The organism is Nostoc sp. WHI (genome assembly GCF_015714725.1).
Lineage (GTDB): Bacteria > Cyanobacteriota > Cyanobacteriia > Cyanobacteriales > Nostocaceae > Nostoc.
In genome coordinates this window covers 12,501-36,767 of sequence record NZ_WBKM01000118.1, presented here as the reverse complement: position 1 = coordinate 36,767, position 24,267 = coordinate 12,501, and the positions used below count along the sequence as shown (strand labels likewise).

Annotated in this window: 24 protein-coding genes, 1 tRNA gene, 2 pseudogenes and 1 other annotated feature (1 of these 28 cut by a window edge); of the genes and pseudogenes, 14 read left to right on the top strand and 13 right to left on the bottom strand. The window is 42.4% G+C overall.

The genetic code is table 11. The features are described 5' to 3' along the window. Positions 1-23: 23 nt before the first annotated feature. Positions 24-276, top strand: a pseudogene (locus tag F8S12_RS11660) (transposase); the annotation flags it as partial. 185 nt (positions 277-461) lie between these two features. Here the strand turns inward: F8S12_RS11660 and F8S12_RS11655 are convergent. The 4 genes from F8S12_RS11655 to F8S12_RS11640 all read right to left on the bottom strand — a co-directional run bounded on the left by F8S12_RS11655 (position 462) and on the right by F8S12_RS11640 (position 7,032). Beyond that, the gene (locus F8S12_RS11655) at positions 462-668 is read right to left on the bottom strand and encodes a hypothetical protein (protein WP_196516441.1); all 207 of its coding nucleotides are present in this window, start codon (positions 666-668) and stop codon (positions 462-464) included. 304 nt (positions 669-972) lie between these two features. Beyond that, positions 973-5,472: a translation initiation factor IF-2 N-terminal domain-containing protein gene (locus tag F8S12_RS11650; protein WP_196516440.1), complete on the bottom strand. Its 4,500-nt coding sequence runs from the start codon at positions 5,470-5,472 to the stop codon at positions 973-975. Between the two features lie 220 nt (positions 5,473-5,692). After that, complete coding sequence (locus tag F8S12_RS11645) at positions 5,693-6,064, bottom strand: hypothetical protein (RefSeq protein WP_196516439.1); 372 nt, start codon at positions 6,062-6,064, stop codon at positions 5,693-5,695. Between the two features lie 50 nt (positions 6,065-6,114). Then, on the bottom strand, positions 6,115-7,032 hold the full coding sequence (locus F8S12_RS11640; RefSeq protein ID WP_196516438.1) for a histone deacetylase family protein: 918 nt from the start codon (positions 7,030-7,032) through the stop codon (positions 6,115-6,117). 146 nt (positions 7,033-7,178) lie between these two features. Here F8S12_RS11640 and F8S12_RS11635 point away from each other — a divergent pair, with 146 nt between their 5' ends. Further along, a complete protein-coding gene (locus F8S12_RS11635) occupies positions 7,179-7,508 on the top strand; it encodes a hypothetical protein (protein ID WP_196516437.1) in 330 nt (109 codons plus the stop codon). A 166-nt stretch (positions 7,509-7,674) separates the two neighbouring features. Here F8S12_RS11635 and F8S12_RS11630 read toward each other — a convergent pair whose 3' ends face one another. Continuing rightward, positions 7,675-8,433: an MBL fold metallo-hydrolase gene (locus tag F8S12_RS11630; protein ID WP_196516436.1), complete on the bottom strand. Its 759-nt coding sequence runs from the start codon at positions 8,431-8,433 to the stop codon at positions 7,675-7,677. Between the two features lie 119 nt (positions 8,434-8,552). On the opposite strand from F8S12_RS11630, the gene F8S12_RS11625 reads away from it, so the two are divergent. Continuing rightward, positions 8,553-8,996, top strand: a complete 444-nt coding sequence (locus F8S12_RS11625) for a VOC family protein (RefSeq protein WP_196516435.1) — start codon at positions 8,553-8,555, stop codon at positions 8,994-8,996. A 6-nt stretch (positions 8,997-9,002) separates the two neighbouring features. On the opposite strand, the gene F8S12_RS11620 is transcribed toward F8S12_RS11625, so the two are convergent. Further along, positions 9,003-10,691, bottom strand: coding sequence for an S-layer homology domain-containing protein (locus F8S12_RS11620; RefSeq protein WP_196516434.1), 1,689 nt, complete (start codon positions 10,689-10,691; stop codon positions 9,003-9,005). A gap of 532 nt (positions 10,692-11,223) precedes the next feature. Here F8S12_RS11620 and F8S12_RS11615 point away from each other — a divergent pair. After that, complete coding sequence (locus tag F8S12_RS11615; RefSeq protein WP_196516433.1) at positions 11,224-14,289, top strand: ExeM/NucH family extracellular endonuclease; 3,066 nt, start codon at positions 11,224-11,226, stop codon at positions 14,287-14,289. A gap of 106 nt (positions 14,290-14,395) precedes the next feature. On the opposite strand, the gene F8S12_RS11610 is transcribed toward F8S12_RS11615, so the two are convergent. After that, positions 14,396-15,340 carry a glycosyltransferase family 2 protein gene (locus F8S12_RS11610; RefSeq protein WP_196516432.1) on the bottom strand — a complete coding sequence of 315 codons (945 nt, stop codon included), beginning with the start codon at positions 15,338-15,340 and terminating at the stop codon, positions 14,396-14,398. A gap of 151 nt (positions 15,341-15,491) precedes the next feature. On the opposite strand from F8S12_RS11610, the gene rplS reads away from it, so the two are divergent. The 10 genes and pseudogenes from rplS (at position 15,492) to F8S12_RS11555 (ending at position 21,145) form a co-directional block, all read left to right on the top strand. Continuing rightward, the gene (rplS, locus tag F8S12_RS11605) at positions 15,492-15,854 is read left to right on the top strand and encodes a 50S ribosomal protein L19 (protein ID WP_196516431.1); all 363 of its coding nucleotides are present in this window, start codon (positions 15,492-15,494) and stop codon (positions 15,852-15,854) included. Positions 15,855-16,008: 154 nt separating this feature from the next. Further along, a tRNA-Trp gene (locus tag F8S12_RS11600) sits at positions 16,009-16,081 on the top strand. 285 nt (positions 16,082-16,366) lie between these two features. Further along, positions 16,367-16,588 (top strand): preprotein translocase subunit SecE, encoded by a 222-nt coding sequence (secE, locus tag F8S12_RS11595; protein WP_196516430.1) that lies wholly within the window; start codon positions 16,367-16,369, stop codon positions 16,586-16,588. After that, the gene (nusG, locus tag F8S12_RS11590; RefSeq protein WP_196516429.1) at positions 16,588-17,232 is read left to right on the top strand and encodes a transcription termination/antitermination protein NusG; all 645 of its coding nucleotides are present in this window, start codon (positions 16,588-16,590) and stop codon (positions 17,230-17,232) included. Before secE ends, nusG begins: the two co-directional genes overlap by 1 nt. Positions 17,233-17,238: 6 nt before the next feature. Continuing rightward, a complete protein-coding gene (gene rplK, locus F8S12_RS11585; RefSeq protein WP_196516428.1) occupies positions 17,239-17,664 on the top strand; it encodes a 50S ribosomal protein L11 in 426 nt (141 codons plus the stop codon). 116 nt (positions 17,665-17,780) lie between these two features. Further along, positions 17,781-18,494, top strand: coding sequence for a 50S ribosomal protein L1 (gene rplA, locus F8S12_RS11580; RefSeq protein WP_196516427.1), 714 nt, complete (start codon positions 17,781-17,783; stop codon positions 18,492-18,494). A 47-nt stretch (positions 18,495-18,541) separates the two neighbouring features. Then, positions 18,542-18,710, top strand: a sequence feature (ribosomal protein L10 leader region). Positions 18,711-18,771: 61 nt separating this feature from the next. After that, positions 18,772-19,317: pseudogene (gene rplJ, locus F8S12_RS11575) on the top strand (50S ribosomal protein L10); the annotation flags it as partial. Between the two features lie 399 nt (positions 19,318-19,716). Next, on the top strand, positions 19,717-20,106 hold the full coding sequence (gene rplL, locus F8S12_RS11565; protein WP_196516426.1) for a 50S ribosomal protein L7/L12: 390 nt from the start codon (positions 19,717-19,719) through the stop codon (positions 20,104-20,106). A gap of 199 nt (positions 20,107-20,305) precedes the next feature. Next, positions 20,306-20,515 (top strand): hypothetical protein, encoded by a 210-nt coding sequence (locus F8S12_RS11560; RefSeq protein ID WP_196516425.1) that lies wholly within the window; start codon positions 20,306-20,308, stop codon positions 20,513-20,515. Positions 20,516-20,596: 81 nt separating this feature from the next. Next, the gene (locus F8S12_RS11555; RefSeq protein ID WP_196516424.1) at positions 20,597-21,145 is read left to right on the top strand and encodes an HNH endonuclease; all 549 of its coding nucleotides are present in this window, start codon (positions 20,597-20,599) and stop codon (positions 21,143-21,145) included. 192 nt (positions 21,146-21,337) lie between these two features. On the opposite strand, the gene F8S12_RS11550 is transcribed toward F8S12_RS11555, so the two are convergent. The 6 genes from F8S12_RS11550 to F8S12_RS11525 all read right to left on the bottom strand — a co-directional run. Then, complete coding sequence (locus tag F8S12_RS11550) at positions 21,338-21,484, bottom strand: hypothetical protein (RefSeq protein WP_196516423.1); 147 nt, start codon at positions 21,482-21,484, stop codon at positions 21,338-21,340. 81 nt (positions 21,485-21,565) lie between these two features. Then, positions 21,566-21,934 (bottom strand): pentapeptide repeat-containing protein, encoded by a 369-nt coding sequence (locus tag F8S12_RS11545; protein ID WP_196516422.1) that lies wholly within the window; start codon positions 21,932-21,934, stop codon positions 21,566-21,568. After that, positions 21,924-22,238 carry a hypothetical protein gene (locus tag F8S12_RS11540; protein WP_196516421.1) on the bottom strand — a complete coding sequence of 105 codons (315 nt, stop codon included), beginning with the start codon at positions 22,236-22,238 and terminating at the stop codon, positions 21,924-21,926. Before F8S12_RS11540 ends, F8S12_RS11545 begins: the two co-directional genes overlap by 11 nt. 99 nt (positions 22,239-22,337) lie before the next feature. Then, a complete protein-coding gene (locus tag F8S12_RS11535) occupies positions 22,338-22,874 on the bottom strand; it encodes a hypothetical protein (RefSeq protein WP_196516420.1) in 537 nt (178 codons plus the stop codon). A gap of 350 nt (positions 22,875-23,224) precedes the next feature. Continuing rightward, a complete protein-coding gene (locus F8S12_RS11530; protein WP_196516419.1) occupies positions 23,225-23,719 on the bottom strand; it encodes a DUF6174 domain-containing protein in 495 nt (164 codons plus the stop codon). Positions 23,720-23,848: 129 nt separating this feature from the next. Then, positions 23,849-24,267, bottom strand: the 3' portion of a protein-coding gene (locus tag F8S12_RS11525) for a Uma2 family endonuclease (protein ID WP_230967954.1). 301 nt of this gene lie beyond the right edge of the window; only the last 419 of its 720 coding nucleotides appear in the window; the start codon falls outside the window, past its right edge; its stop codon occupies positions 23,849-23,851.

Below are 24,267 nucleotides of genomic sequence, written 5' to 3'. Positions count from 1 at the left end.
GGAGGGAGATGAGCCAGGGTTAGCGCGAGCATTGGGGTATTGAAAATTCTGTTCATTGGACATTAGATGTCACTTTCAATGAGGATGAATGTCGAATTCGTTCTCTGCACAGTCCACAGAATAATTCTAAAGCTACGTCGCATTGCCCTGAATGCCTTAGGGCGAGAATCATCTTTCCGCCGCAGTATTCGCCAAAAGTCACGGCGAGCCGCGATGAATGATCAGTATATGGTTTCTGTTTTGGCGGCGGCTTTCTCTAACTCAACACTCTCATAGAATCGATTTGTCAATAGGGTTTGAGACGCGCTAACCCTGTGTGAACATGGGTGTTTTGCTGGTTGAGAGCCTTAAGGTAATCCAATTCTCAGATTTTTTTGATTTGCAAAGATTAAATTTTAATAATCTTTGCAAATCACGCAAAACGTCAACTAAAGTAATTCGACAACAATAGCAGGCAGGCTTTATGAAATAGGAGTGTTTATATCTACTTCCTCCAAAGATGGTGGCAATTCAGAAGAACTAATACTGCTTGCTGGTGTTGAAAGCTCATCTGCAAATCCATCCCATGAATAATTGCAGATTTTAGTGCGAAGCAGTGTACCAAACGCCAGGTTAATTGCTAGGGCAAAGGAATCGATAAAAATTAGATTCACTAAGCGATCAATCATTAGACCCCCCTTGAGCTAAATTGAGCATCAAGTGATATTTGCTCTAGACTACACATGCCACAATCTCTTTTCCAGAAATGTATGGTATCTAAATACTTCTCGGTTAAAGAAGAAAGAGGGAATGGCATTATGGGTAAGGGCAAGGGCTAATTTGCCTAATAGATAGCCTCAATCTCTTCTAAGTAGTAATGCAAAATTAAATATACATCGTCATTGCGAGTGTAGCGTCTCCACAGGAGTACGCAATCACATAAATATTTTTGCATACCTACTTATACAATTCTTAAAATTGTCATCAAGAGGTTTAGTAGAAGAGGCGAGAAACATCAACGAAACCTCCATGAAGACTTACAATATTTGAAACTTCTGAGTACATACTTCCGACTTGACCTGATTGATGGGTAAATAAATTATGACAACCCACAATTATCAGGAGTTCTTGAGCGCGAGAGAATGCAACATTTACCCGTTCTGGCTTCTTAGCAAATCCCACATCTCCTTTACTGTTGTTGCGAACCATACTTACAATTACAACAGGTCTTTCCATACCTTGAAATCTATCTACTGTACCAGTACGAATTTCTAGCGAAGGGAAAAGTTCAGATTGCAGACGTTCATCGATTTTTCTTAATTGAGCGCCATAAAACGTAATTACGGCAATTTCTTTTTTTGGTTCCCCATTGGCAACTTTAGAAGCCCAAATATTCTCAAACTGCTGACACAGACGTTCAATCGCATCAATTTCTTGAGTATTAAAGTAAGAAGTTCCCTTTCGTTGCTCTAAAAACTGATTCTCAATAGGCGTTTTTACCCAGAGAATGTGGTGAGATTCTTGGATGATTTCACCTGCTAGATGATGTGCACGTTTTGTGTCCGGCTCCAAAATACCAGATTCTAGTTTGCCGTCATAAAACTGGTTGATTGCTCCCATAATAAATGGGTGCATTCGATATTGTGTAGTTAGCATTTGTTTGATGCTTTCATCAGCAGATTCAAACTGACTTTTAAACAGCGATTCTTCTAAGAATTGTAGTTCGTCTCGTGTATTGCCAATTGTTTGAGCAACTTCTTCTAAAGTGCTAGTATCAAGCATAGGTGGTAATTGCCGATGATCGCCTACCATGACTAACTTTTTGCCTTTCAAAGCTGGGATTAGTAACTCTGGAGGAGTACATTTACTCACTTCATCAATGATGACGACATCAAAAGATTTGAATTCTTCCGAAAAACCCCTACTCGCAGCTTGAACACAGGTGATACCGACGACGTTGGCATTATCTAGATATATACGCCTTAAATCGTCGCTATCGCGTTCAGTTGGATTTCTTAGTTTTCCAATCCAATCTTGAACAAAATTCTGATATTTATTGAGATAAACTTCGTCTTTTTGGAGTTGCTGTTGCCAAGACTCAAAATTAGTATTCATACTGCGTAATAACTCTAAATTAAACAAGTCAGCAGCAGAATTTCCTGGTTTAAATTTATCCGGTATTGTTTGCCATTCTGTCAACCACCAGTTTCTTTGCTCTGTTAAGTTTTCTGAGGGTTGTGGTTGTGATTTATGTTCTATTTCGCGGAGATTAATTTGTAATTTCTGAAGCTGCTGTAGAGAAGTTTCAGTTTCTTGTTTTAGTTTTGATAAATGCTCATGCAGAGAATTTCTAATTATCTCCAGCACAGCAAAAGGTTCTAATGATGAAATTAAGGTTTCAAGTTGACTGATGCAACTTCCCCAAGAATGCACTTGCTTTGAGAATTCTTGGGGTTGCTCCCAAATATTTGATTGTGTTGCAAGATATTGTTCAGTTAGAATGCGTAATTGAGCAGGTATATTTTGTTGATTAAGTTCTTGCAAAATATTAATAACTCTTCCAAGTTGCAAATTAGCGTCTTGCTGTGCTTTTTCTACCTCAGCTTGAGTAATAGATATTTGCTGTTGACTAATTTCATTTTTCTGAAGTTCATTTAATAGTTGTTGTAAATTCTGAAGCTGTTGTTCAGTTTCGGTTTTTACTTTTAAAACGCATTGACGTGCATTTATAAGAATAGTATCTAACAATTCTTGTGTAATTTGGGTAAGAGTAGAATCTATGTTATTCCATTCCCATGATGCACCATAGGTTTTTTGCATTCTAATTAAAAAAACCTGGGTATTTTCAACTAGTAATTTTCGCTGTTTTGGGGTGAGTAATTGATAATTGTTAAACTGTTGATAGATTTCTTGCCATCGGGTGCGATCGCAAAGCCCGCCGGAGGTATCGCTTTTAGATAGCACCATTGGAATCTGACTAAAATTTTGTTGTAAAAAATAGCTAAAATTATGCTGTTTACCCCGCCTATCAGTAAAACCTCCTTCTATTTCATAAGCGATCGCTTTTGCCAATAGCTCCCAGTCTGGTAAGTTTATATTATAATTATTTGGGACTATTGTTAGCTTTAATGTATTAGCAAACATCAACAAACCTAGTGGTAAATCTACTAAATTCTCTGTTAATGGTAAACCTGATTGATGACATTCTTTCAAGGTTTGATACAGATGGGAATGTGCTGTAGATTTCCATTCCTTGACTGCTGAGATAATATAATCAATTTCCCGTTGGCGGTTTTGCCATATCTGGATTGTTTGCTGTAGATTTTGCAGTTTGGTAAGATATTGCTGATATTCTGGTTGTAGCTGATTTAATAAGGCGAAATTCTGTTTAACAACCTGTACCTGCGCTGCAACTTCCGACATGATTTCAGTTGCATTTTGAGCATAACTAAAAGCAGTTTTAAACTCAGAAATTTCTGTTGCTACAGTTTCACGCAACCAAGCCGCTAAACCAAAAGCACCAAGCGTCGGCCGCACCAAGCCAAGTTCATCAGTATATTGAGTAGCTTTACGAATATTTGCTAAAAATTCTTCTACTAAACTGTTTCCTTCTGTGTAGGGCTTAAGAAGTGGCAAAAAATTTGTAACTTCTGGAGCTTCCCAATTGATATTTGGTGCAGTATTTAGTATGTTTCCCATACCCGCAATTAGGGATTCAACCTCATTTTGTTTTGCTACAGTTTCATTATAAGATTTCTCTTGATTTTTAAAGTTTTCCTCTACTTTTATCTTATTTTTAGTGAATTTATTTTGTTGCTGATTAAATTCTTCCTCTGCTTGGAAGTAAGCTGTAAATCTTGGTGATGATGCCACTAATTGACTGAAAATTTGAATATTTTCGAGCCGTTTAGTAAGATTATTTTCGCAGTCAGCCGCAGTATTTTCTAGCCATCTGCCAATCACTTGGTCTTCTAAAAATGGCTGTCCTTCTTCCCCAACTTTCTCGGCTCTCCCCTTGCGTACAGCCCGAATTACTGGGTTATGAACTAATCGACTTAGGGCGTTATCTACTGCTAAATTGGCTTGAGATGCAATTAACGTGCGTCCACCGCGAAGGGCAATTTGATAGCAAATCTCGGCAATTACGGTAGTTTTACCAGTACCCGGTGGCCCTTGGATAAGAACAAGATCCTTGGCGGCAAGTACCTTTTCTACTGCTGCTTTTTGACCAGGATTAGCAGAAGATAGTAACAAATCTTGTGGTTGAAGTTCGATAGTTGTTTTGATTTGTCTAGCCTGAGAAGCATCGAACAAAAAGTTTCCCAAATATGGATTTTGGGTGTAACCATTATTCAAATCTTCCAAAGCTTTTTTCTTGCGCTGAATCTGCTGAATGTCACCAACTGCCTCAAAACACAAGAATCCGGTAGCTGGTAATTGATAACGCTCTGCTGCCATATATTCAGCTAAGTCGCGTTCTAGTCTGAGACTGATAATACAACGGTTGGGGTCAACATCTTCAACAGTCCCTAGTTGGCGGCCGCTAATCCAATTTTTTCCGATGGGAGCAGTTTCAAAAAGTTTTAAATCTTCGTTTTTTGTCCGTCTTGCTCGCTCCCAAAAGTTTTCCACGTCGAGGGAATTTTGATAAAAGCCGTCAAGGGTGGCTGAGGCTACATCAATTTCAAAACTGATCCGCCTTTTAAAGTTATAGTTATGACTTACATAACGCACACAAAATTGACGCGCTTTTGCGATTTTTTCTTCAATTTGCAAAAACGCTTTCCAAGCTTTCAGCTGCTCTTCTGTAGGCACATGATCGCCACAAACTGGCGCTGCTGCTATACGTGCCAATATCTTCGGCGGAATGTCGAGATGATGCTGATGATTAGGGAGCAAACGTAAGCGACAAGGTACAGCATAGCTATCGGCGTGTCCCCGTGAGGGCTGTAGCAACTGAGCCGATAGTATTTTTAAACCGCCGCGTCCATCTTTTTGTACAGCCGCTCTAAATCCTAATGTTTTTCTGAGCTTGTCAAGTATTGTGGGTAATTGAAAATCATCGCAGTCTGTTGCTATTGTCAAATCCCAAATTTCTTCTCTTGGCTCTTTCCCCGCACCCTTGCGATGTACATAAAATAGAGAAGGCTTTTTACCTACACATTCATACATTAACTCATTGGCGCGATCGCGTCGCTCTCTAAATTCGGGATATGCTTCTAGGGCAGTTTTACCTTCAAGATGGCGGATAAAACTATCAATTGCTGAAGCTATAAATACATAGCCCCAATCTTCAGAGTTTGTTTTAATTTTCGAGGATTTTACTGTTAGTTTCTTTGCCTCTACACGAATGCGTTCTGCTTCGGATTCTGAGATACTGCTGTTATGGCTTTTGACTGCAATGTTGAGTTGCTGACAAATTGCTAATAGCTTCTTGCTATCCAAATTTAATTCTTTTGCTAGTTCGTAGATTCTGAGTTTGACTTTGTTCATCCAGTACTGCCTTTACACACAAAGTTTTTTTATTTTATAACTTACGCAATAACTCTTTAAACTCTTCTTCTATACGAATATACGAAAGGCTTTGACATTTTGCGTCCGATATGCAAATGCAGTTCGTTTTTCAAAATTTCGTGTAATTCCTATATTTATAACAATCCTGATTCAATATAATGATATTCATTATAAGTGTTTGTACGAATCTGGGGCAGTGTTAGCCCAACCGTCTAGAACGTTTTAGGAATCTAAAAACGCTTTTTGCTATTACCACAAGCATGATTATTATGACACCGTAAAACAAGGCATCTAATAAAAATACTCCAAGATTTATATTCTGGAAATCTTCAACCCCGATTCTTCCCCAGCCGTGTACAGGTGAGCCAGCATTATCGTCATGCAGTATTGGGAATGGGAACCCAGCCGTTAAGGAATTTCCACCCATACACGCATTTAGAGGACATGGTTTACTGAAGCAGAATCGCTCACAACCAGGAGGATTCTGATACCACAGCGATAATATAACGAAGGGAATTCCTAACAATGAACTCAATATTATTGCTGCTATTGCTTCTCTAAATTTGCTCATCTAAAGAACTTCCAAAGAATCAATTAATCAAAAAAACTCAAGCGGCTGCATCAAAGTTTGTACTGCTGATAAATTTCACTGGCGGCGCGATGCAGCAGAGAGTGTCGCCAAACTAGGGATTTCATATCATCAGCATAACCGCCGCCAATGACGCAAGCTACAGGATAACCTCTGCTCATACAGGTACTCAAAACCTGCATTTCCCGGCGAAAAATGCCAGCATCGGTTAAGGCTAATTTTCCTAAGCGATCGCCTATATGAGGGTCAACACCTGCATCATAAAATACTAAATCTGGCTTGACTTCAGATAATAAATCTGCTAAGTAATTCGATAAAGTTTGTAAATAAGCGTCATCCTCCATTCCCACCGGCAAAGGAACATCCAAATCACTGTTTTGTTTAGTACCAGGGAAATTGACTTCGCAGTGCATGGAAAAAGTAAAAACACTATCGTCGTCTTGGAAAATAAAAGCGGTGCCGTCTCCTTGATGTACATCCAAATCTACAATTAGGATTTTTTGGACGAGTCCAATTTTTTGTAAAACGCGGCAAGCGATCGCTAAATCGTTGAAAATACAAAAACCAGATCCATAACTGGGAAAGGCATGATGAGTTCCACCAGCCGTATTACAAGCTAAACCTTGACTTAGTGCCAGTTTAGCAGTGAGTATCGTACCACCTACCGCTACACAAGTGCGATTCACTAATGCTGGACTCCAAGGCAAACCAATGCGACGCTGTGCTTTGGAGTCTAGGGTTCCTTCGCAATAAGCTTTAACATAGTTTGGGGTGTGGACTAACTCTATCAACTCTAGCGGTGGACGTTCGGGGGTATGAAATTGTTCTTTATTAGCTACACTATCAGCTAACAGTAATTCGTAGAGTTGTCGGAACTTAGACATCGGAAAACGATGTCCTTCAGGCAATGGGGCAACGTAATCTGCGTGGTAGATAATTGGCAAGTCCATGTTATTAATTGTGAACCATAGTCTGATGCCAAATACACTTATTTGCGATCGCCCAGCCAAAAACTCATGGTATTACTTTTTTAACCTGCCGATTGGTAAAATAAAAAGTAGTGAGAAAAATAAATTTAACAAAACACAAAATCACAATGGCAGTTGAACGTTGGACAGACGGAATGCTTGATGAGTTAGCTTCAAGTGTGTCCGAGATACGAGATAGTGTAGTTGAAGTCCGAGGTAGTGTAACTGAACTACGAGATAGTCTAACTGAAGTCCGAGATAGTATAGCTGAAGTCCGAGATAGTGTAGATGGCTTGAGAGTGACTGTTCAAGCTTTGTTGCAAGTAGCATCTCAAAGTCAAAGGGATACGGAGTTACTCAAACAACGACAAGTAGAAAATGATCAGAGGTTTAATATCCTCCTCGAAGAAGTACGCTATTTGATTCGAGGTAATCAGGGAGATTCAAATAATTCGTAATTCGTAATTCGTAATTCGTAATTAAGGAAATAGGTTTAAGCTGGTCACAAAGTTGTAAAATTGGTGGTATTTATCTATTGGAAATTTAAACTCCAACTAATTTAATTACCAATTGTTTTAAACCTTTAGATAATTCATTACTTTTGGTAAGATTTTCCACAGAACACTAAAATGGTAGTTCAAAGCGATCGCCTGGTTTCGGCTCAAGTACCCGCGTCGAAAGATTATTTTTCTCTAATAACGAACGAAATTCCTCAGCACTTCCTTTCGTCTGAATAAATTTCATCAGCAATCCCTCAAACGCCACATCTCCACCGGCGGCTGTAGGTAATATTACTTGAGGCTGTAACGACTTTACCACTTCCAAAGCGCTATTTTGTCCTTTAATAATCGACCCAAGCAAAGGCAGCGTTAAGTCAACAAATGGTGTAATCACCACATCAACTGGGGCAGCCTGATTAAGTTGTGGAGAATGATACCCGTGAGGCTCGTAGTATACTGTTAAACCACTCTCCAATTCTTTGAGGAGATAACTATTTTCCACTAAAGTGGGGCCAATGGGAGAGCCGGGAAAAGCTTTGATTTCAACTTGATTATTTAAAGTGAAAGTTTCACCATGAGCCAGAGTTGTTACCTGGGTGTAACCTAACTGCTGTACTACCTTGGCAGCATTGGGAGAAGCTACAACCTTGATGCTGTGATCAAGTAATTTAAGCGTTGGTGGGTGAGTATGGTCTTCTAAACCCTGAGACAGGAGGATCAGATCAATATTATCTGGTATTGGGCGATTTTGCGATCGCGAACCTTTAAACAACCAATCCAAATTGCTGAAAATTAACGAACCAACTAGCCAAGGGTCAATTAGTATACTTTTACTACCGATTTCCAGCAGCCAGGAGTTGCTGTCTAACCAAGTTAAAAACATAAATTTAAATTTTGTGAAGATAACGTCTATCTTCATTATCAATCGTGTCAGCTTTCTTGGTAAGCACTGAGTCCAATACCTACATTCGTCCGCTCAAGTCTACACACGGAGTTCTTTTAATGTCTGATCTCGGTTTTACTCATATTGCACTTGCAGTTACTAATGTCGATGCAAGTATCTCGTTTTATGCAAAGTATGCCCAGATGACAGTCGTACATCGTCGCACTGATCAAACGACTCAAGTAGATGTTGCTTGGATTAGTGACCTAACCAGACCTTTTGTGATTGTCCTAATTAAAGCAGCTAAAGTACAAGGCGCACTGTTACCCCAATCCCATCTAGGTGTAGCTTATCAGAATCGTGAGGAAGTTACTCGCCTGTGCGATGAGGCACGCCAAGAAGGGCTACTGCTGGCTGGGCCAAATGACTGGGAACCGCCCGTTGGTTACTGGGCTTACCTTCAAGACCCAGATGGTCATACGCTAGAGATTTCATCTGGTCAGGAAATTAGTTTTACAGTTAATCAAGCTAGAGACGCAACTAATCGCGTCTCTACAACTTAAATCGTCTTACTTGTTACCAGGAGTACGTCCGCCTTCATCGTTACTGCCACCGTGGGGACGGGAATTGCCAGGGTCACAGCCCTCAGCACCATTACCAATTCCTTGGTTGCAATTGCGACGGGGTTTGACGCCCTCTGTCGAAGTTTCAGTTTGCTCCTCAACTGCAACTTGTTGTGATTCTCCAACGACATATTGCGAGGAGATGTTTGCTACCTCTTCGGTACTAGAAAGGGCTTGGTATAACAAAGCAGACACTTCAGACCTGGTTGCTACCCGTTCAGCACTTAGCATGTTCACATTGGGATAGTTGACGACTATACCGCGTTGTGTCAAGGCAGCAATTAGACTGCGATGTTCACGACGAATAGTAGTCGCATCACTGTAAACAGATAAAATTGTATCCGTGGAACCACTGGTTTGATAATTTAATCCCTGCGCTAATGCTACCAGAATATCAAGGCGAGACAGGCTTTGACTGGGGTTGAAATCCTTGGCAATAACAGCGTTTAAAAAGCCCATTTGATAAACTTCTCTGATGGCATTATAAGCCCAGAATTGAGTTGAGACATCTTTAAAGGCGATCGCTTGGCGAATTTTCCCCTTTGTAAAAGCTTTCCGTAGCATTGCCGCAAATTGGGCACGAGTTACTGGTGCATCTGGGCGGAAAGTCCCATCAGGAAAACCTTCGAGAATTTCCATCGCTGCCAATTCGGTAATAAAATCTTTGGCCCAGTAGTCTGTGGAAACATCAGAAAAACCAACCTGGAGAGCGCGAGACATCCCAACTTGGCGATAATTCATTAGCAGTTGGCTGATATCATAGCTAGAGTTATCGCTAACTTCGGTCACCTGTACCAAGCTGCCAGGAGTAGCTTGCAAAGCCTCTGCTAAGTCGGAACTAAAAACGCTAATGGACGACTGACGCACCACAGCGAATTCACCTTGGGTAAAAGAGAGGGGATAAACGCTGGTTGCTGCAACTGTTGACAATTCCTCTACTTGGAACTGACTAGCTTGGAAGGTTTGGGAACTACTAAGGAAACTAACCCTTTGGTCGCTGCTGGACTGGGTGAAGTAGTCGTAAGTGGTAGTACCTCGATCAATAGTGCCGTTTTGGTCAGCATCAACACCATAAACAGTACGAACAACTTGATATTCTGTAGATTTGGCTGACAAAATCAGGTTAACTGTGGTATTTGCCGACAAACATTCAAATTCGCTGTAGCCAAGAAAGCGGTTTTGAATATCATATAATCGCACGACAATGCGATCGCCAGCTTTTAAGCCCTTAGCAAATTTTGCTTTTTGCTTAATTTTGTACTTGTAATCACCCAAAAACCGCTCTTTTAAATAGCTTTTGCTACGTTTACTCTTGACAGAAACGCGAGCAATCACCTCTGACAAACTACCGGATGGTTCCCAAATGGCAAGGCTAAAACCTGTTTTTTTCGCTTTTGCCTGAGTGCGGCTTTCTGTAGTAACAGTTTGCCGTTGGATAGTGGTGCGATTCCGTATTTTTACTTCGTTGTCAGCTAAAAGTTGTTGCTCAGTGGAATTACTAGGTATTTGTGCGATGGTGGTGGAGAAGCCTAAAGCTGCATAGGCAGAAGCTATTGGCGAGAACATTGCCACAGAGGTTGCAGCAATCACAAATTTGCTTAAATGAGCCGAGTAACTTTGATTGATGTATTTCATCTCACATTTAACCATTCGTCTAAAAACTCAAAGGGATATTTGATATCCCTTGAATTATTAATCCCTTGGCGTGGATGAAACTAACATCTAATTAGTACTGAGTTAGGAATAGCCCCAATACTTTTCGGATCGGCTCTTTAGGCTGGAGAAAAAAGAGGGTTGTTGTTCAGTAATTCTTTCTCTTCCCGCTCAAGAGCAGCTTGCCTCAACAAATAGCTTTTCTGCTTAACCAAAAAGTATTAGCCCCACTTTTCTAGAGTGAGGGCATTGTGGCGAAGGTATTGTTTAAACCAAGGATATTAATCCCTTAATGTCGCTATGATAAACTTCCAAATTGGATCTGCTAGCCACAACTTATTAAAGCTTTTGAATTAATAAACATTCACCTGCTAGTCCAGCGATCGCCTAAAACCACTAGAGTTTTTAGCGCATAAACTCTACTGAGTTTATGAGTGATATTCATACTGAAGGGTGATCGCCTCAGTCCACCTGATCAACTAACATTAAATTCGCGACTTTTACGGAGATTTCAATGGCATTATTTTTTTCGGAATACATTGAGGGCAGCAGCAACAATAAAGCCCTAGAGATTTACAACAGCACTGGTGCAACGATCGATTTAACTGCTGGAAATTATGTGGTTCAGTTTTACTTCAATGGCAGCACCACGGCAGGATTAACCATTCCTTTAACAGGCACGGTGGCAAATGGGGATGTGTTCGTGCTAGCTCAAAGCAGCGCCAGCGCACCAATTTTGGCGCAGGCAGACCAAACAAGCGGTGCGGCCTGGTTTAACGGAGATGATGCGATCGTGCTACGGCAAGGCGGCGCTAGTGGGATGCTCCTTGATTCAATCGGTCAGATTGGCTTTGACCCCGGTACTGAGTGGGGAACTGGTCTAATTAGCACAGCAGACAACACCTTGCGCCGCAACAGTAGTATCACCACTGGCGATAGCAATCCCAACGATGCGTTTGATCCGAGTGTGCAGTGGAACGGCTTTGCTGTTGACACCTTTGGCGGATTAGGAAACCACACCGTTAATCCGGGAACTGGAGCGGGAGCGGGAGTAATCATCGTTCAATCTGGCAACAGTACTGATGTGGATGAGCAGAATGAGACAACTGATACCTACACGATCGCCCTCACGACCACACCTACAGGTGCAGTAAATGTAGCGATCGCCGCAGATGCAGAAACTCAAGTGAGTACGGATGGAATAAACTTCTTTAACTCCGTCACCCTAAGCTTGACAAATGCTACTTCCAGGACGATTACCGTCAGAGCAGTAAATGACTTCGATGCCGAAGGATCTCCTCACACGGGAGTAATTACCCATACGATCACCAGCAGTGCTGATCCGACATACTCCAACACACTTACGCCTATTCCTAACCTCAACGTCAATATCCTTGACAACGATGTTGCTCTCAGAGAGGTTTACGAAATTCAGGGAAGTGGTGCAATCAGTCCTTTCGTCGGGCAGACAGTGGCAATTGAGGCAGTAGTTGTTGGCGACTTTCAGGGTAGCAGTGGGCTGAATGGATTTTTTGTACAGGAAGCAGTTGGAGATGGCAATACTGCAACCTCAGACGGAATATTTATCTTTGCGCCTAACAGTACAGACGTAAGTGTGGGTCAAACCGTGCGGCTGACCGGAACCGTTGGAGAGAGCTTTACTCAAACTCAGATCAGCAATATTAGTGGACTGAGCATCGTGGGTTCAGGCTTAATTGCCCCTACAGTGCTTGATCTACCTGTGACTGCAACAACCGTTCTGGAGCGCTATGAGGGAATGTTAGTCACATTCCCCGAAACCTTGACGGTAACTGAAACCTTTAACCTGGGTCGGTTTGGTGAGGTGTTGCTATCTTCAGAGGGACGGTTGTTTAACCCCACAAACTTCATTGACCCCACCGATATTCCGACTACTGGAACCGAGAACGACGAAAACAACGTTGCTGCGGTGACAGCACAACAAAACGCAAACGACTTGCGTCAGATTCTGCTCGACGATGGCAGCAACACCCAAAATCCCGTAACGGTTCCCTTCTTAAATGACGGCACGCTGCGCGCAGGTAGCACGGTTGCATCTCTTACAGGTGTACTGGGCTTCGGATTTGGCAGCTACCGACTCCAACCCACCGCAACACCCAATTTTATCGATTCTAATCCCCGGACGGCTGCGCCCGATGAGGTGGGCGGCAACGTTAAGGTTGCTAGCTTTAACGTACTGAATTACTTCAATGGCGACGGCTTGGGTGGCGGCTTCCCGACCTCGCGGGGAGCAGACAATGTAGCAGAGTTTGAGCGACAAAGTGCCAAGATTGTCAGCGCAATCTCTGCCCTCGATGCCGATGTGGTGGGTCTGATTGAAATCGAAAATGATGGCGATGGTGCTAATTCTGCGATCGCAGAACTGGTAGATCGGCTGAATACATCTTTGGGTGCAGAAATCTATGACTACATTCGTGATCCTGCTACAGGAGTAGGAACTGACGAGATTAAAGTTGCCTTCATCTACAAGCCAGGAATAGTGACCCCAGTTGGTGCTTCCCTCAGCGATCCTGACACTGTTTACAATCGCCAACCCGTCGCTCAAACCTTTGCCCTGAATTCCAACGGCGAAACCTTTACCCCTGTAATTAACCATTTCAAGTCAAAGGCTGGTACAGGCACAGGGTTAGACGTAGACCAGGGCGATGGACAAGGTGCTTTTAACTTCACGCGGGTTCAGCAGGCAGAAGCCTTGCTTGGCTTTGTTAATGAGCTTAAGACCACCACAGGCGACAGCGATGTATTAGTCCTGGGGGATCTGAATGCTTATGGTGAAGAAGATCCGATTGATGTGTTGCGAAATGGCGGACTATTAGATGAACTCGGCAAATATGTCGAAGACCCCTACTCCTTTATCTTTGATGGGCAGTCTGGACGACTGGATCATGCCCTAAGCACTTCCAGCCTCAGTGCCCAGGTGACGGGAGCAACCGAATGGCATATCAACGCCGACGAACCCAGAATCCTGGATTACAACCAGGAATTTAACCCCCCTGGACTCTATGAGCCAACGCCTTATCGCTCCTCAGATCACGATCCGGTTGTAATCGGTGCCCAATTAGCGAGTAACCTCAGCGTATTTGACGGCGGCACTGGCAAGGATGCACTCACTGGCACTTCTGGTAGAGACATCCTCAACGGTAACAATGAGAACGACACCCTTAGCGGTGGCAATGGCAACGATACCCTCAACGGTGGCAACGGCAACGACATTTTGCTGGGTGGGGTCAGCAACGATAGCCTCAGTGGTGCTAATGGCAATGACCTGCTAAATGGCGGTCAAGGTCAGGATATCCTACTTGGCGGTAATGGTAGCGATCGCTTCGTGTTGGCAGCAGGCGAAGGCTCAGATACGATTCAGGACTTCAATAACGGCACAGATTTAATTGCTCTGTCGGGTGGTCTGATATTCGGTCAACTGTCGATCCAGGGAAATGGCAAAAACACCCTCATCCGCATCACAGAAACAAACGAGCTACTGGCGACCCTAAACGGCGTTCTAGCAAACACAATTACGACGAGCGATTTCATCGCAGCCTAATTTAAAGCATAAAAAAGGGCGGGTAATATCCGCCTTTTTTTTGCAAAACAACATTCGATAAAAGTCCCTTTGCGTAATCCGTAAAACCATCGCCAACACTTAAAAGCTAGGACTCAATCAATATAAGTTTACGAATCTGAGAATTGTTCCCCTGAGAACGGCGTGATAATCCAGCAGTTACTAAAAACTTCCAAGAGCGAGGAGAAAGTATAGACGGATCTATCATTGAAAGAAAACTCTTGATATTTTTTTGCTTCAACGCTACTAAAATCCAATGGAGTTTCAGGTAATTTTTTATATCCTGAAAGACAGGAATCTTGGAGCGATGTTGGTCATCTACCAAGGCGTAAATTTTCTCCTTCATCAAAATATTTGTAGCTAACCGCCGAGAAAAAGAAAACTTTTGATTATACGCACCGGGCCAGATAGTCCGATAAGCAAGACACTGATTCAAGAAAATGGCATCGCCAAACTGGGCAATCCGAATCCACGAATCGATGTCATCACAGTTAGCATCAAGTGTAGAGTCCCAACCACCAGTTTGCAGGAAAGCGTCACGCTGACAAGCTACTTGTACAGGTGTACCAAAAGGTACAACCTCTAAGAGCATACCGTAGTGAATATCGGCTTGGGGGATATAAAAAGCTAAACCAGGGCCAACTTGTGGGGTGCGACTGAGTTCAACTTCATTACTATCCACCTGAGCCGCGACACAAGAGCAGATTACAGCATTTGGACGAAGGGCGATCGCCTTAGTCATCTCTTCTATGCAGTTGGGAGCCAAATAGTCATCATCATCTAAAAACTTAATCCAGTCACCGCTAGCTTTGGCAACTCCAGCATTTACCGTTGCCGCATGACCAAGGTTCACCTCGTTACGATGGTAAACAACGTTGTCCCCTAAGCTTTTGAGATATATTTGGGTATTATCAGATGAACAGTCGTCGGCAACAATCACCTCACACTCAATTGTTTGGTTACGAGCCGAATCAATTGCTCTTTGCAGCAAGTTCAAGCGATTATAGGTAGTGATGACAACGCTAAATTTCATAAATTTCACCCCTGTGGTACAGCATTCTGCAATATAGCTTTGATCTTTAGGCTGTTGTATCGGTAAAATTATCAATCCTAACAAGTAGACTGAAATAGGATTATCGATTTACAATTGATGATTGTGAGTTTTTTAAGTAGACAGAAAGACTATGAACGCTCAAGAGATTATCCGCTCAATTGAAGCAGAACAGATAAAATCGAATCTGCCCGAAATTTACGTGGGCGACACAGTAAAAGTGGGAGTGAAAATCAAGGAAGGCGAAAAATCCCGCGTACAACCCTACGAGGGAGTAGTAATTGCCAGACGCAATGGCGGCATCAACGAAACTATTACAGTCCGTAAGGTTTTTCAAGGTGTAGGCGTAGAGCGGGTGTTTTTATTGCATTCTCCCCGGATTGACAGTATCAAGGTATTACGTCGCGGTAAAGTCCGCCGTGCTAAGTTGTATTATCTCCGCGATCGCGTCGGTAAGGCAACCCGAATTAAGCAACGGTTTGACCGCCCTTTGTAGATTCGTCGTTCAAAAGTATGGGAGAAATCTCAAGCCTCAAGCGGCATCTGCCGCTAGACTTGTTCTCTAAACAAAATTGAGGTATGATAGAAATCGCATATTGCGTTAAACTGAAATTTAGTTCAGCGCAATAACTAAATCAAAAACAGCTTGTGCGCTCTTAGTTCAGTTGGTAGAACGCAGGTCTCCAAAACCTGATGTCGGGGGTTCAAGTCCTCCAGGGCGCGCTCAAGAGCAAAAAACAAAGCCCGAAATAATTACGCAGCTGCTAATATAGCAGTTAGCGCTAATAATTTCGGGTAAACTTATTGTATTTGCAGTTGTTTTGCTTGAGTAAGTGAAATAGAGTCGAAGCTGCAAACCTGAATGAATTTTGGATTTTGGATTGAGAAGAAATTTAAAATCGACAAACCAAAATCTAAAATTAAACGCCTTTGCCTTAAGGCATAAGGTAAATCTAAAATCCAAAATCCAAAATCCAAAATTGAGTTATAAACGGGGGGTAAACGGCCGTGGCCAAAAAAAGTGAAGCAGAATTGCCAGAAACCACAAATGGATTTAGCTTCGGCAACTTCATACAGGGAACCAAAGAAGAACTTGACAAAGTAGTTTGGCCCAGTCGGAAGCAGATAGTGAGCGAATCCGCCGCTGTGTTGTTAATGGTGGCACTTTCCGCATCTTTGATATACTTGGTCGATGGATTGTTTGCTTGGGCAGCAAAACAGGTATTCTGATGACTTTTGCAACAGATGAACCACGCAACTCAATGTTGCAGTCGGAGGAAGCAGCAGAAACAGCAGAAGCAGCGTCAAAAGAAGCACGCTGGTATGCAGTGCAAGTAGCCTCAGGCTGTGAAAAGCGTGTAAAAACTAACTTAGAGCAACGCATTCAAACTTTTGATGTAGCTGACAAAATTATCCAGGTAGAAATTCCACAGACGCCATCGGTAAAAATCCGCAAAGATGGCAGTCGCCAGCATACAGAAGAAAAGGTTTTCCCTGGCTATGTGCTGGTACGGATGATGATGGATGATGATACTTGGCAGGTGGTACGAAACACCTCCCATGTAATTAATTTTGTTGGTTCAGAACAAAAACGTGGTAGCAGCAGTAAGGGTCGAGGTCATGTGCACCCCATACCACTGAGTTCTTCAGAAGTCGAACGAATATTCAAACAAACCAGCGAACAGGAGCCGGTTCTCAAAATTGACATGGCTACTGGTGATAAGATCATGGTGCTTTCTGGTCCATTTAAAGACTTTGAAGGCGAAGTGATTGAAGTCTCTCCAGAACGGAGTAAGCTCAAAGCCTTGCTCTCAATTTTCGGCAGGGATACACCAGTAGAATTGGAATTTAATCAGGTAGAGAAACAGAGCTAAATACAAATGGCGAAGAAAATAGTAGCGGTCATCAAACTGGCCCTGAATGCTGGAAAAGCCAATCCAGCACCGCCAGTGGGCCCCGCATTGGGTCAACACGGCGTCAATATCATGATGTTCTGCAAAGAGTACAACGCCAAAACAGCAGATCAAGCTGGAATGGTGATACCTGTAGAAATTTCGGTTTTTGAAGACCGGAGTTTTACATTCATACTCAAGACGCCACCAGCATCAGAACTGATTCGCAAGGCGGCGAAAATCGAACGAGGATCGAACGAACCTAACAAAAAGAAGGTTGGGTCAATTACCAAAGCACAATTGCAAGAAATAGCCCAAACGAAACTGCCCGATCTCAATGCTAACGACATAGACGCGGCAATGAAGATTGTGGGAGGAACAGCTAAGAATATGGGTGTAACAATCACAGATTAGTCAAGAGTCCAGGATAATTACTTGGCACTCTTTACTCAGCACTCATAACTCAGTACTCATAACTAAAAAATTATCGGGGGAGAGGCGAAGCTTCGGAATTACCCCAGGAGAAAAAAATGCCAAAAATATCGCGTCGTTTGCAGACGCTGCAAGCAAAAGTAGAAGACAAGGACTATCAACCCCTAGAGGCTTTAGCCCTTCTGAAAGACACAGCAACAGCTAAATTTGCCGAAGCCGCTGAAGCCCATATCCGATTGGGAATTGACCCCAAGTATACAGACCAACAGTTACGGACAACGGTAGCACTGCCCAAAGGTACAGGACAAATCGTTCGGGTGGCGGTGATAGCTAGAGGCGAAAAAGTAAACGAAGCAAGCAACGCTGGTGCTGATATAGTAGGTTCAGAAGAACTGATTGACGAAATCCAGAAAGGTAGGATGGATTTTGACAAGCTGATTGCCACACCCGATGTGATGCCACAGGTGGCAAAGCTGGGTAAGTTGCTTGGGCCGCGTGGTTTGATGCCATCGCCCAAGGGTGGAACCGTGACATTTGATTTAGCAGGTGCGATCGCAGAATTCAAAGCTGGTAAATTAGAGTTTCGAGCTGATCGAACTGGTATTGTCCATGTTATGTTTGGTAAGGCAACCTTCTCGCCTGAAGATTTGTTAGTCAACCTGAAGGCATTGCAGGAGACAATTGATCGTAACCGTCCTTCAGGAGCTAAAGGTCGTTATTGGCGCACATTTTATATCGCTGCCACAATGGGGCCATCGATTAAAGTTGATGTCAGCGCCCTACGAGATTTGAAACTGAGCGAAGCAGCGTAAAAGCCAGTAGGGATTAGGGAATAAAATAATTACCTTAGTCCCCCTGAGAAATTGAATAAGCAAAGCCGGAGACAGCAGGTGCTAATAGCTTAAATATCCTGCCGAGGTGAAAATTCTAATTGTCAAAATTACCATGCGTAAAAGTGTGATAACTATGGCATCAAGAGTTTTACTACCCAACCCCGGCTAAATCAGCTGGGGTTTGTTGTTTTGATTCAGGTTTAGAAAAAACGCACAAGTAGGGAAATCGCCTATTTTTTAAGGAGGTGAGACTGGAATGGGTAGAACACTAGAAAATAAAAAAGAGATAGTAGCTGATCTCAAAGAAACTTTGAGTGAGTCAACTTTGGCACTGGTAATAGAGTATCAGGGGCTAACCGTTGCAGAAATTACTGACTTGCGGCGGCGGCTGCGTCCGAGTGGCACTGTTTGTAAGGTGACTAAAAATACTCTGATGGGTATTGCCATTGAAGGTGATAAAAAATGGCAACCCATGTCGGAATTACTCAAGGGTTCTTCAGCCTTTTTGCTGGTTAAAGAAGATTTTTCATCGGCAATTAAGGCATATCAAGACTTCCAGAAAGCTACCAAGAAGACAGAACTTCGTGGTGGTGTCATGGAAGGTCGCTTGCTCAAAGAACCGGATGTTAAGGCTTTGGGAGACTTGCCATCCAAGGAACAACTCATAGCGCAAATTGCTGGAGCTATCAATGCTTTGGCTACCAAGATTGCTGTGGGTATTAACGAAGTTCCTGGTTCACTGGCTCGTGCTTTCCAGGCTGTGGCCGACCAAAAGCAAGATGGCAGCACTGAAACTGTTGCTGTACAAGATAGTGGCGCTGAAACTGTTGCTGTACAAGATGGCAGCGCTGAAACTGTTGCTGTACAAGATGGCAGCGCTGAAACTGTTGCTGTACAAGATGGCAGCGCTGAAACTGTTGCTGTACAAGATGGCAGCGCTGAAACTGTTGCTGTACAAGATGGCAGCGCTGAAACTGTTGCTGTACAAGATGGCAGCGCTGAAACTGTTGCTGTACAAGATGGCAGCGCTGAAACTGTTGCTGTACAAGATGGCAGCGCTGAAACTGTTGCTGTACAAGATGGCAGCACCGAAACCGCTACTGAATAGACTTAGCGGTTCATCAGTCAAGAGTCAAAAGTCTATAGTTAAAGACCAATGACCTATGACAAATAAATAATCAAAATTACAGGAGTTATATCAATGTCTACTGCAACCGATCAAATTTTAGAACAACTAAAAGCTCTGTCTTTACTGGAAGCAGCTGAATTAGTTAAGCAAATTGAAGAAGCCTTTGGCGTGAGTGCTGCTGCACCAGCTGGCGGTATGATGATGATGGCTCCTGGTGCTGCTGCTCCTGCTGAGGAAGCAGTTGAGCAAACCGAGTTTGATGTGATTCTAGAATCAGTTCAAGCTGATAAGAAGATTGCTGTGCTGAAAATTGTACGGGAATTGACTGGTCTTGGTCTCAAAGAAGCAAAAGACTTGGTGGAAGCTGCACCCAAGGCAGTTAAGGAAGGTATTGCTAAGGATGCTGCTGAAGATGCTAAAAAGCGGATCGAAGAAGCTGGCGGTAAGGTGACTGTGAAGTAGTCACAATTACATTAGTAGTTGTTTTATTAAAGAGCCTAAGTCAGGCTCTTTTTTTTATATCAAATCAGTTGCCTTTTAAGCTTTCCCTTAAAACTAAAGGTGCAATCCAGCTACGCTAATCTCCTCAAGCTACTGGACAAATATATACTATAAGTGTAATATAAAAAATACTATTAACTACAAGTACTACAAAAATTCGATGAGCCGCAGATTATTCTTAAACTTAAATAGTGCAGTGCATTGCTGGGTTTCAGGCAGAGCAATTGTGCTGTTTGGTTTTGAGGGAACATATAGTTTTTTAGACAGTAAATCTGTTGACGAAAGCATTTTGACAGGGTTAGCGCTTTGGCTGAATCCAGAGCAATTAATCCAGAGCGGGAGGTGTAGAGCGATCGCAACACCGATATAGTGGAAAAAGTATCAACTTCAACTGCTTGACCCCCGCTCCTGAGAACCAGAGGTGGGAGTTATTTTTAAGGAGTTTTTTTAGATGCAAGCTCAACCACCAAGTCTGCAACCACATATACTACAAAATTCGGTAGTAGTGTTTTCCAAGAACTACTTACCACTAGCACGCGTCAACATCAAACGAGCAATAGTACTGTTAATTACGGGTCAGGCAGAATCTTTAAATTTTGGCACTACAAAGCATTGGGAAGTCCGTTCTCCTAGTATCGTACTACAAGTGCCTGAACATATCCGCTTGACGGTGGGTAATCCAGAACGGCACTGGAAAGTACCTCCAGTGAATCGACGTGAAGTTTTGAAACGAGATAATCATACCTGCCAATACTGCGGCAGCACCAAGCGTCTAACCCTTGACCATGTAATTCCCCGTTCCAAAGGTGGACAGCACCGTTGGGATAACGTAGTGACTGCGTGCGAGAAGTGCAACTCAACTAAAGGCGATCGCCTAGTTCATGAAGCTGGAATGGTACTTAAAACTAAGCCTAAATCCCCAATTCACCCAGCAGTTGCATTTGCAGAACAATTTTGGAATGCACAACGCCTTACTGAAACAGTGCTGAATGCTGAGTAAAAAAAGCAATAATTCTTAATTTCACAACTGATTTTAGGATTACTGTATAATGCAAAATTTTCTCAAATCAACAAAAGGTAAACAGCAAGGAAATTACAAACCTGGCAATAAGCTGAGGCAAGGTACACTGAAATAAGCGATCGCAACGGCATTAATCCCAGTCGAATTAATCAAGCATAGGCATTGTAGTTACTAGGATTCGACCGTCGTGCTTTGACGATGTTGATTGATGTCAGATCGCTTTCTATCAAACGGAAATCTGCTTTTCTCAGATTCATTGCCATCACTAATATGAGAAAAAATAGGTACATCTTCATCACTACTGCTCGTAATATTCATAAGATACTGCTTAGTTGTAGTGAATATGGTGGTGAACGTAGCGAACAGGTTAACTATTAGAAACCCAGTCCCCAATCACCTTCACACTTTCCGCATATTGTTACTAATGGGGTCAAAACCTCTAGAAAAGCGAGTGCTTTCATCGTAGTAAGCACCAGTCAGATTTGCTCCATATAACTTGGCATAGTTAAGTTTAGCTCCCCGCAGATTCGCTTCATTCAGGTTAACACCGCTCAAATTCGCTCTAGTCAAGTTCGCTTTGGCTAAGTTAGCTCTACTCAAATCTGCTCCCCAGAGTTTAGCTTTAGCTAGGTTAGCTTCACTCAGGTCAGATCCCCATAAATTGATTCCAGGCAAATAGGCTCCAATCAGCTTGTCCCTACTTAAGTTGACTGCTGGAAAATATCTTTCCCCTGCGGCAAAACGCCGTTTCAATTCATCAGCATTCATGTGTCGCGTTGACCTTCTTCAGCAATACAGAAGTTATTTGTTCCCATTCCTGATTTAGCTCTCCTGCAAACTCTAGCTGACCACTGCGTTGATACCAATAATGGGCATTGCTCAAATCTCCTTCTTTGCGGTGTAGGTAAGCATGAACCCTGGCACTGTCGGCATCGCTGGCATTTTGAACTATTTCATGAGCTTTGCTCCAATCACCTTTCTTGTCATACCACATTGCTTGCAGCGCTTTTGGCAATATCTGAGGACATGGGCGCTGTTTTCCGATCAATCGCAGGAATTCCTCTGTATTCACGATCGCCACCCAACAAGAATCAAACTTCTATCTCTAAGATACTCCTTAGTTTGGACATTGGGCATTCCTTGTCCCCCAGTCCCCACTGCCTAAGCCTTTTCATATCTGCTTGACTGGAATCAACTCAAACTCGAAAGTTCCTATCAAACGGTCATCAATATATACCTCTATTTTATGCTTGCCAACCGGATCGCCAGGAGCGATCGTCCAAAAATTCTCAATCACACCGTTTTGAGGCGACTCTGTGCGCCGCGTCACAGATGTAGTGCCGTCTGCTGATATTGAAAAATCTTCCCCGTTAGCTGTACCCCAAGTTTCTGGAGGTTTTGGTAAACGCAAAACTTCGCGCCATTTCACTTCACTTTGGTAGTCTTTGAGTTTAATCCGCCATCCGTAGGCGTTTCCTTCCTGAAGTGGCACTCTTGTTGTCTGGAAAATGGTAATATTACCTTTAGAGTCAACTCTTTTCAACCCGAACTCAGCGTTAATGACAGTAATCTGTTTCGCATTCGTTGGCGCAGGAGACGATATGATATTTTCTACCAAAACAGAAGTACCATTCATCGGCTCAGAAGCTATGACCCCAGATATTAGCCAAGAAGAAACTAGCACAGCAATAGTAGCCCAAATTCTCATTAGTATGGTTTTCCTGTCAGACTTTCGGTAGTTATTCAACTAATCCGATCTGTTTTCCGGGTCACTGACATTTTTAACTTTATCTTGAATTTTTCTACAATTATCTTTTCCTATGCGAGGAAAATCCTTCGATTTGTAACAAGTTTTGATTAAAAATATCTGATCAGATTAGAGATTAACTCTTGTTATAAGCATCGATTTTACCGCACACTTGCATATTTGCATACTCAATAATTAAAGCGATCGCACCAGCTAAAATTAGTTAATCTGGATTAAAGCACCAAATCCAGAGCAAGATTTAGTCCTTTAACCCTATTTGTATTGTTATTCCTTGATAATTGGTTTAGTCTCTATTGAATTTCCTCAAAATTCTCAATTGTGAGATATAGTTCTTCATCAGCTATCTGACTACTGTAATCGATATCGATTTGGGTTGGATAGCCAAGGCTAGGAGCATAACGTACACTCAAGCTGGACGCTTGACGGGCAATAGCGTCCTGAATCAGGTTAAAAAGCTTGGGAATTGTACTGTATTTTTGGAAGTATTGTGGATCAACTGGTTGACCGGTAGCCACAGAAGTGATAGAAGTTGTTTGACCGTTACGTACTTCAATAACTACTGGCCCTCTAGCATCTGGTATACAAAAGCAACCGTTGCTAAAGGTATAGCGATAGTTGGAAATATTTTGCTGATTCCACAAATTGCGATTAAATTTTAATCGTCTGGAATTCAAATTATTATTTTCTGGCGACTGTGCTATCTCTATGGAAGATTGGGACATTACTGGTAGATTCAGACTTACAGATAGCAGCAAACTGGCACTGATAATGATAGGTAAACGCATTTCAATCCATTATAATTTCAAAACCCTTAAATATATTAATGGATTTACTTATTTAAATAAACTTTATCTTTTGGTTAAACTCACTTAATGGATAGATGAAGGCGAATAGCAAAATCCTCAGAGCATTTCCTAGAATAAAAGATGCGATCGCTTGATCCAAACAAACCTCATCAGCACCACCCAATATTTGTAGGGTAAATTATTTGGATCAACACCCTGAGATTGTAAATAAGCAATCAATCGTTCTTTTTGTTGACGTTCTTGTGCAATTTGTTCCACAGCCCAAGGTAACAAATTACCAGCCGTATCCCACCAACGCAACCAATAACCACTTCTGGCTTCTTTTGTACCTTGCCAAGTTCCCAAAAACAAACTCATTAATTCAACCCAATGACAACCATTTTCGTCGGGTTGCTTTAACTCATAGCGTTCATTTTCTAGTTGATAAAATTCTAACAAACCGCCATCTGGGTTAAAAATTATGTAGATAGGAATCTGCAAAATCTGCTCATAGAAAAACCATTTTCCTGGCGGATAAGTTCGCTTTA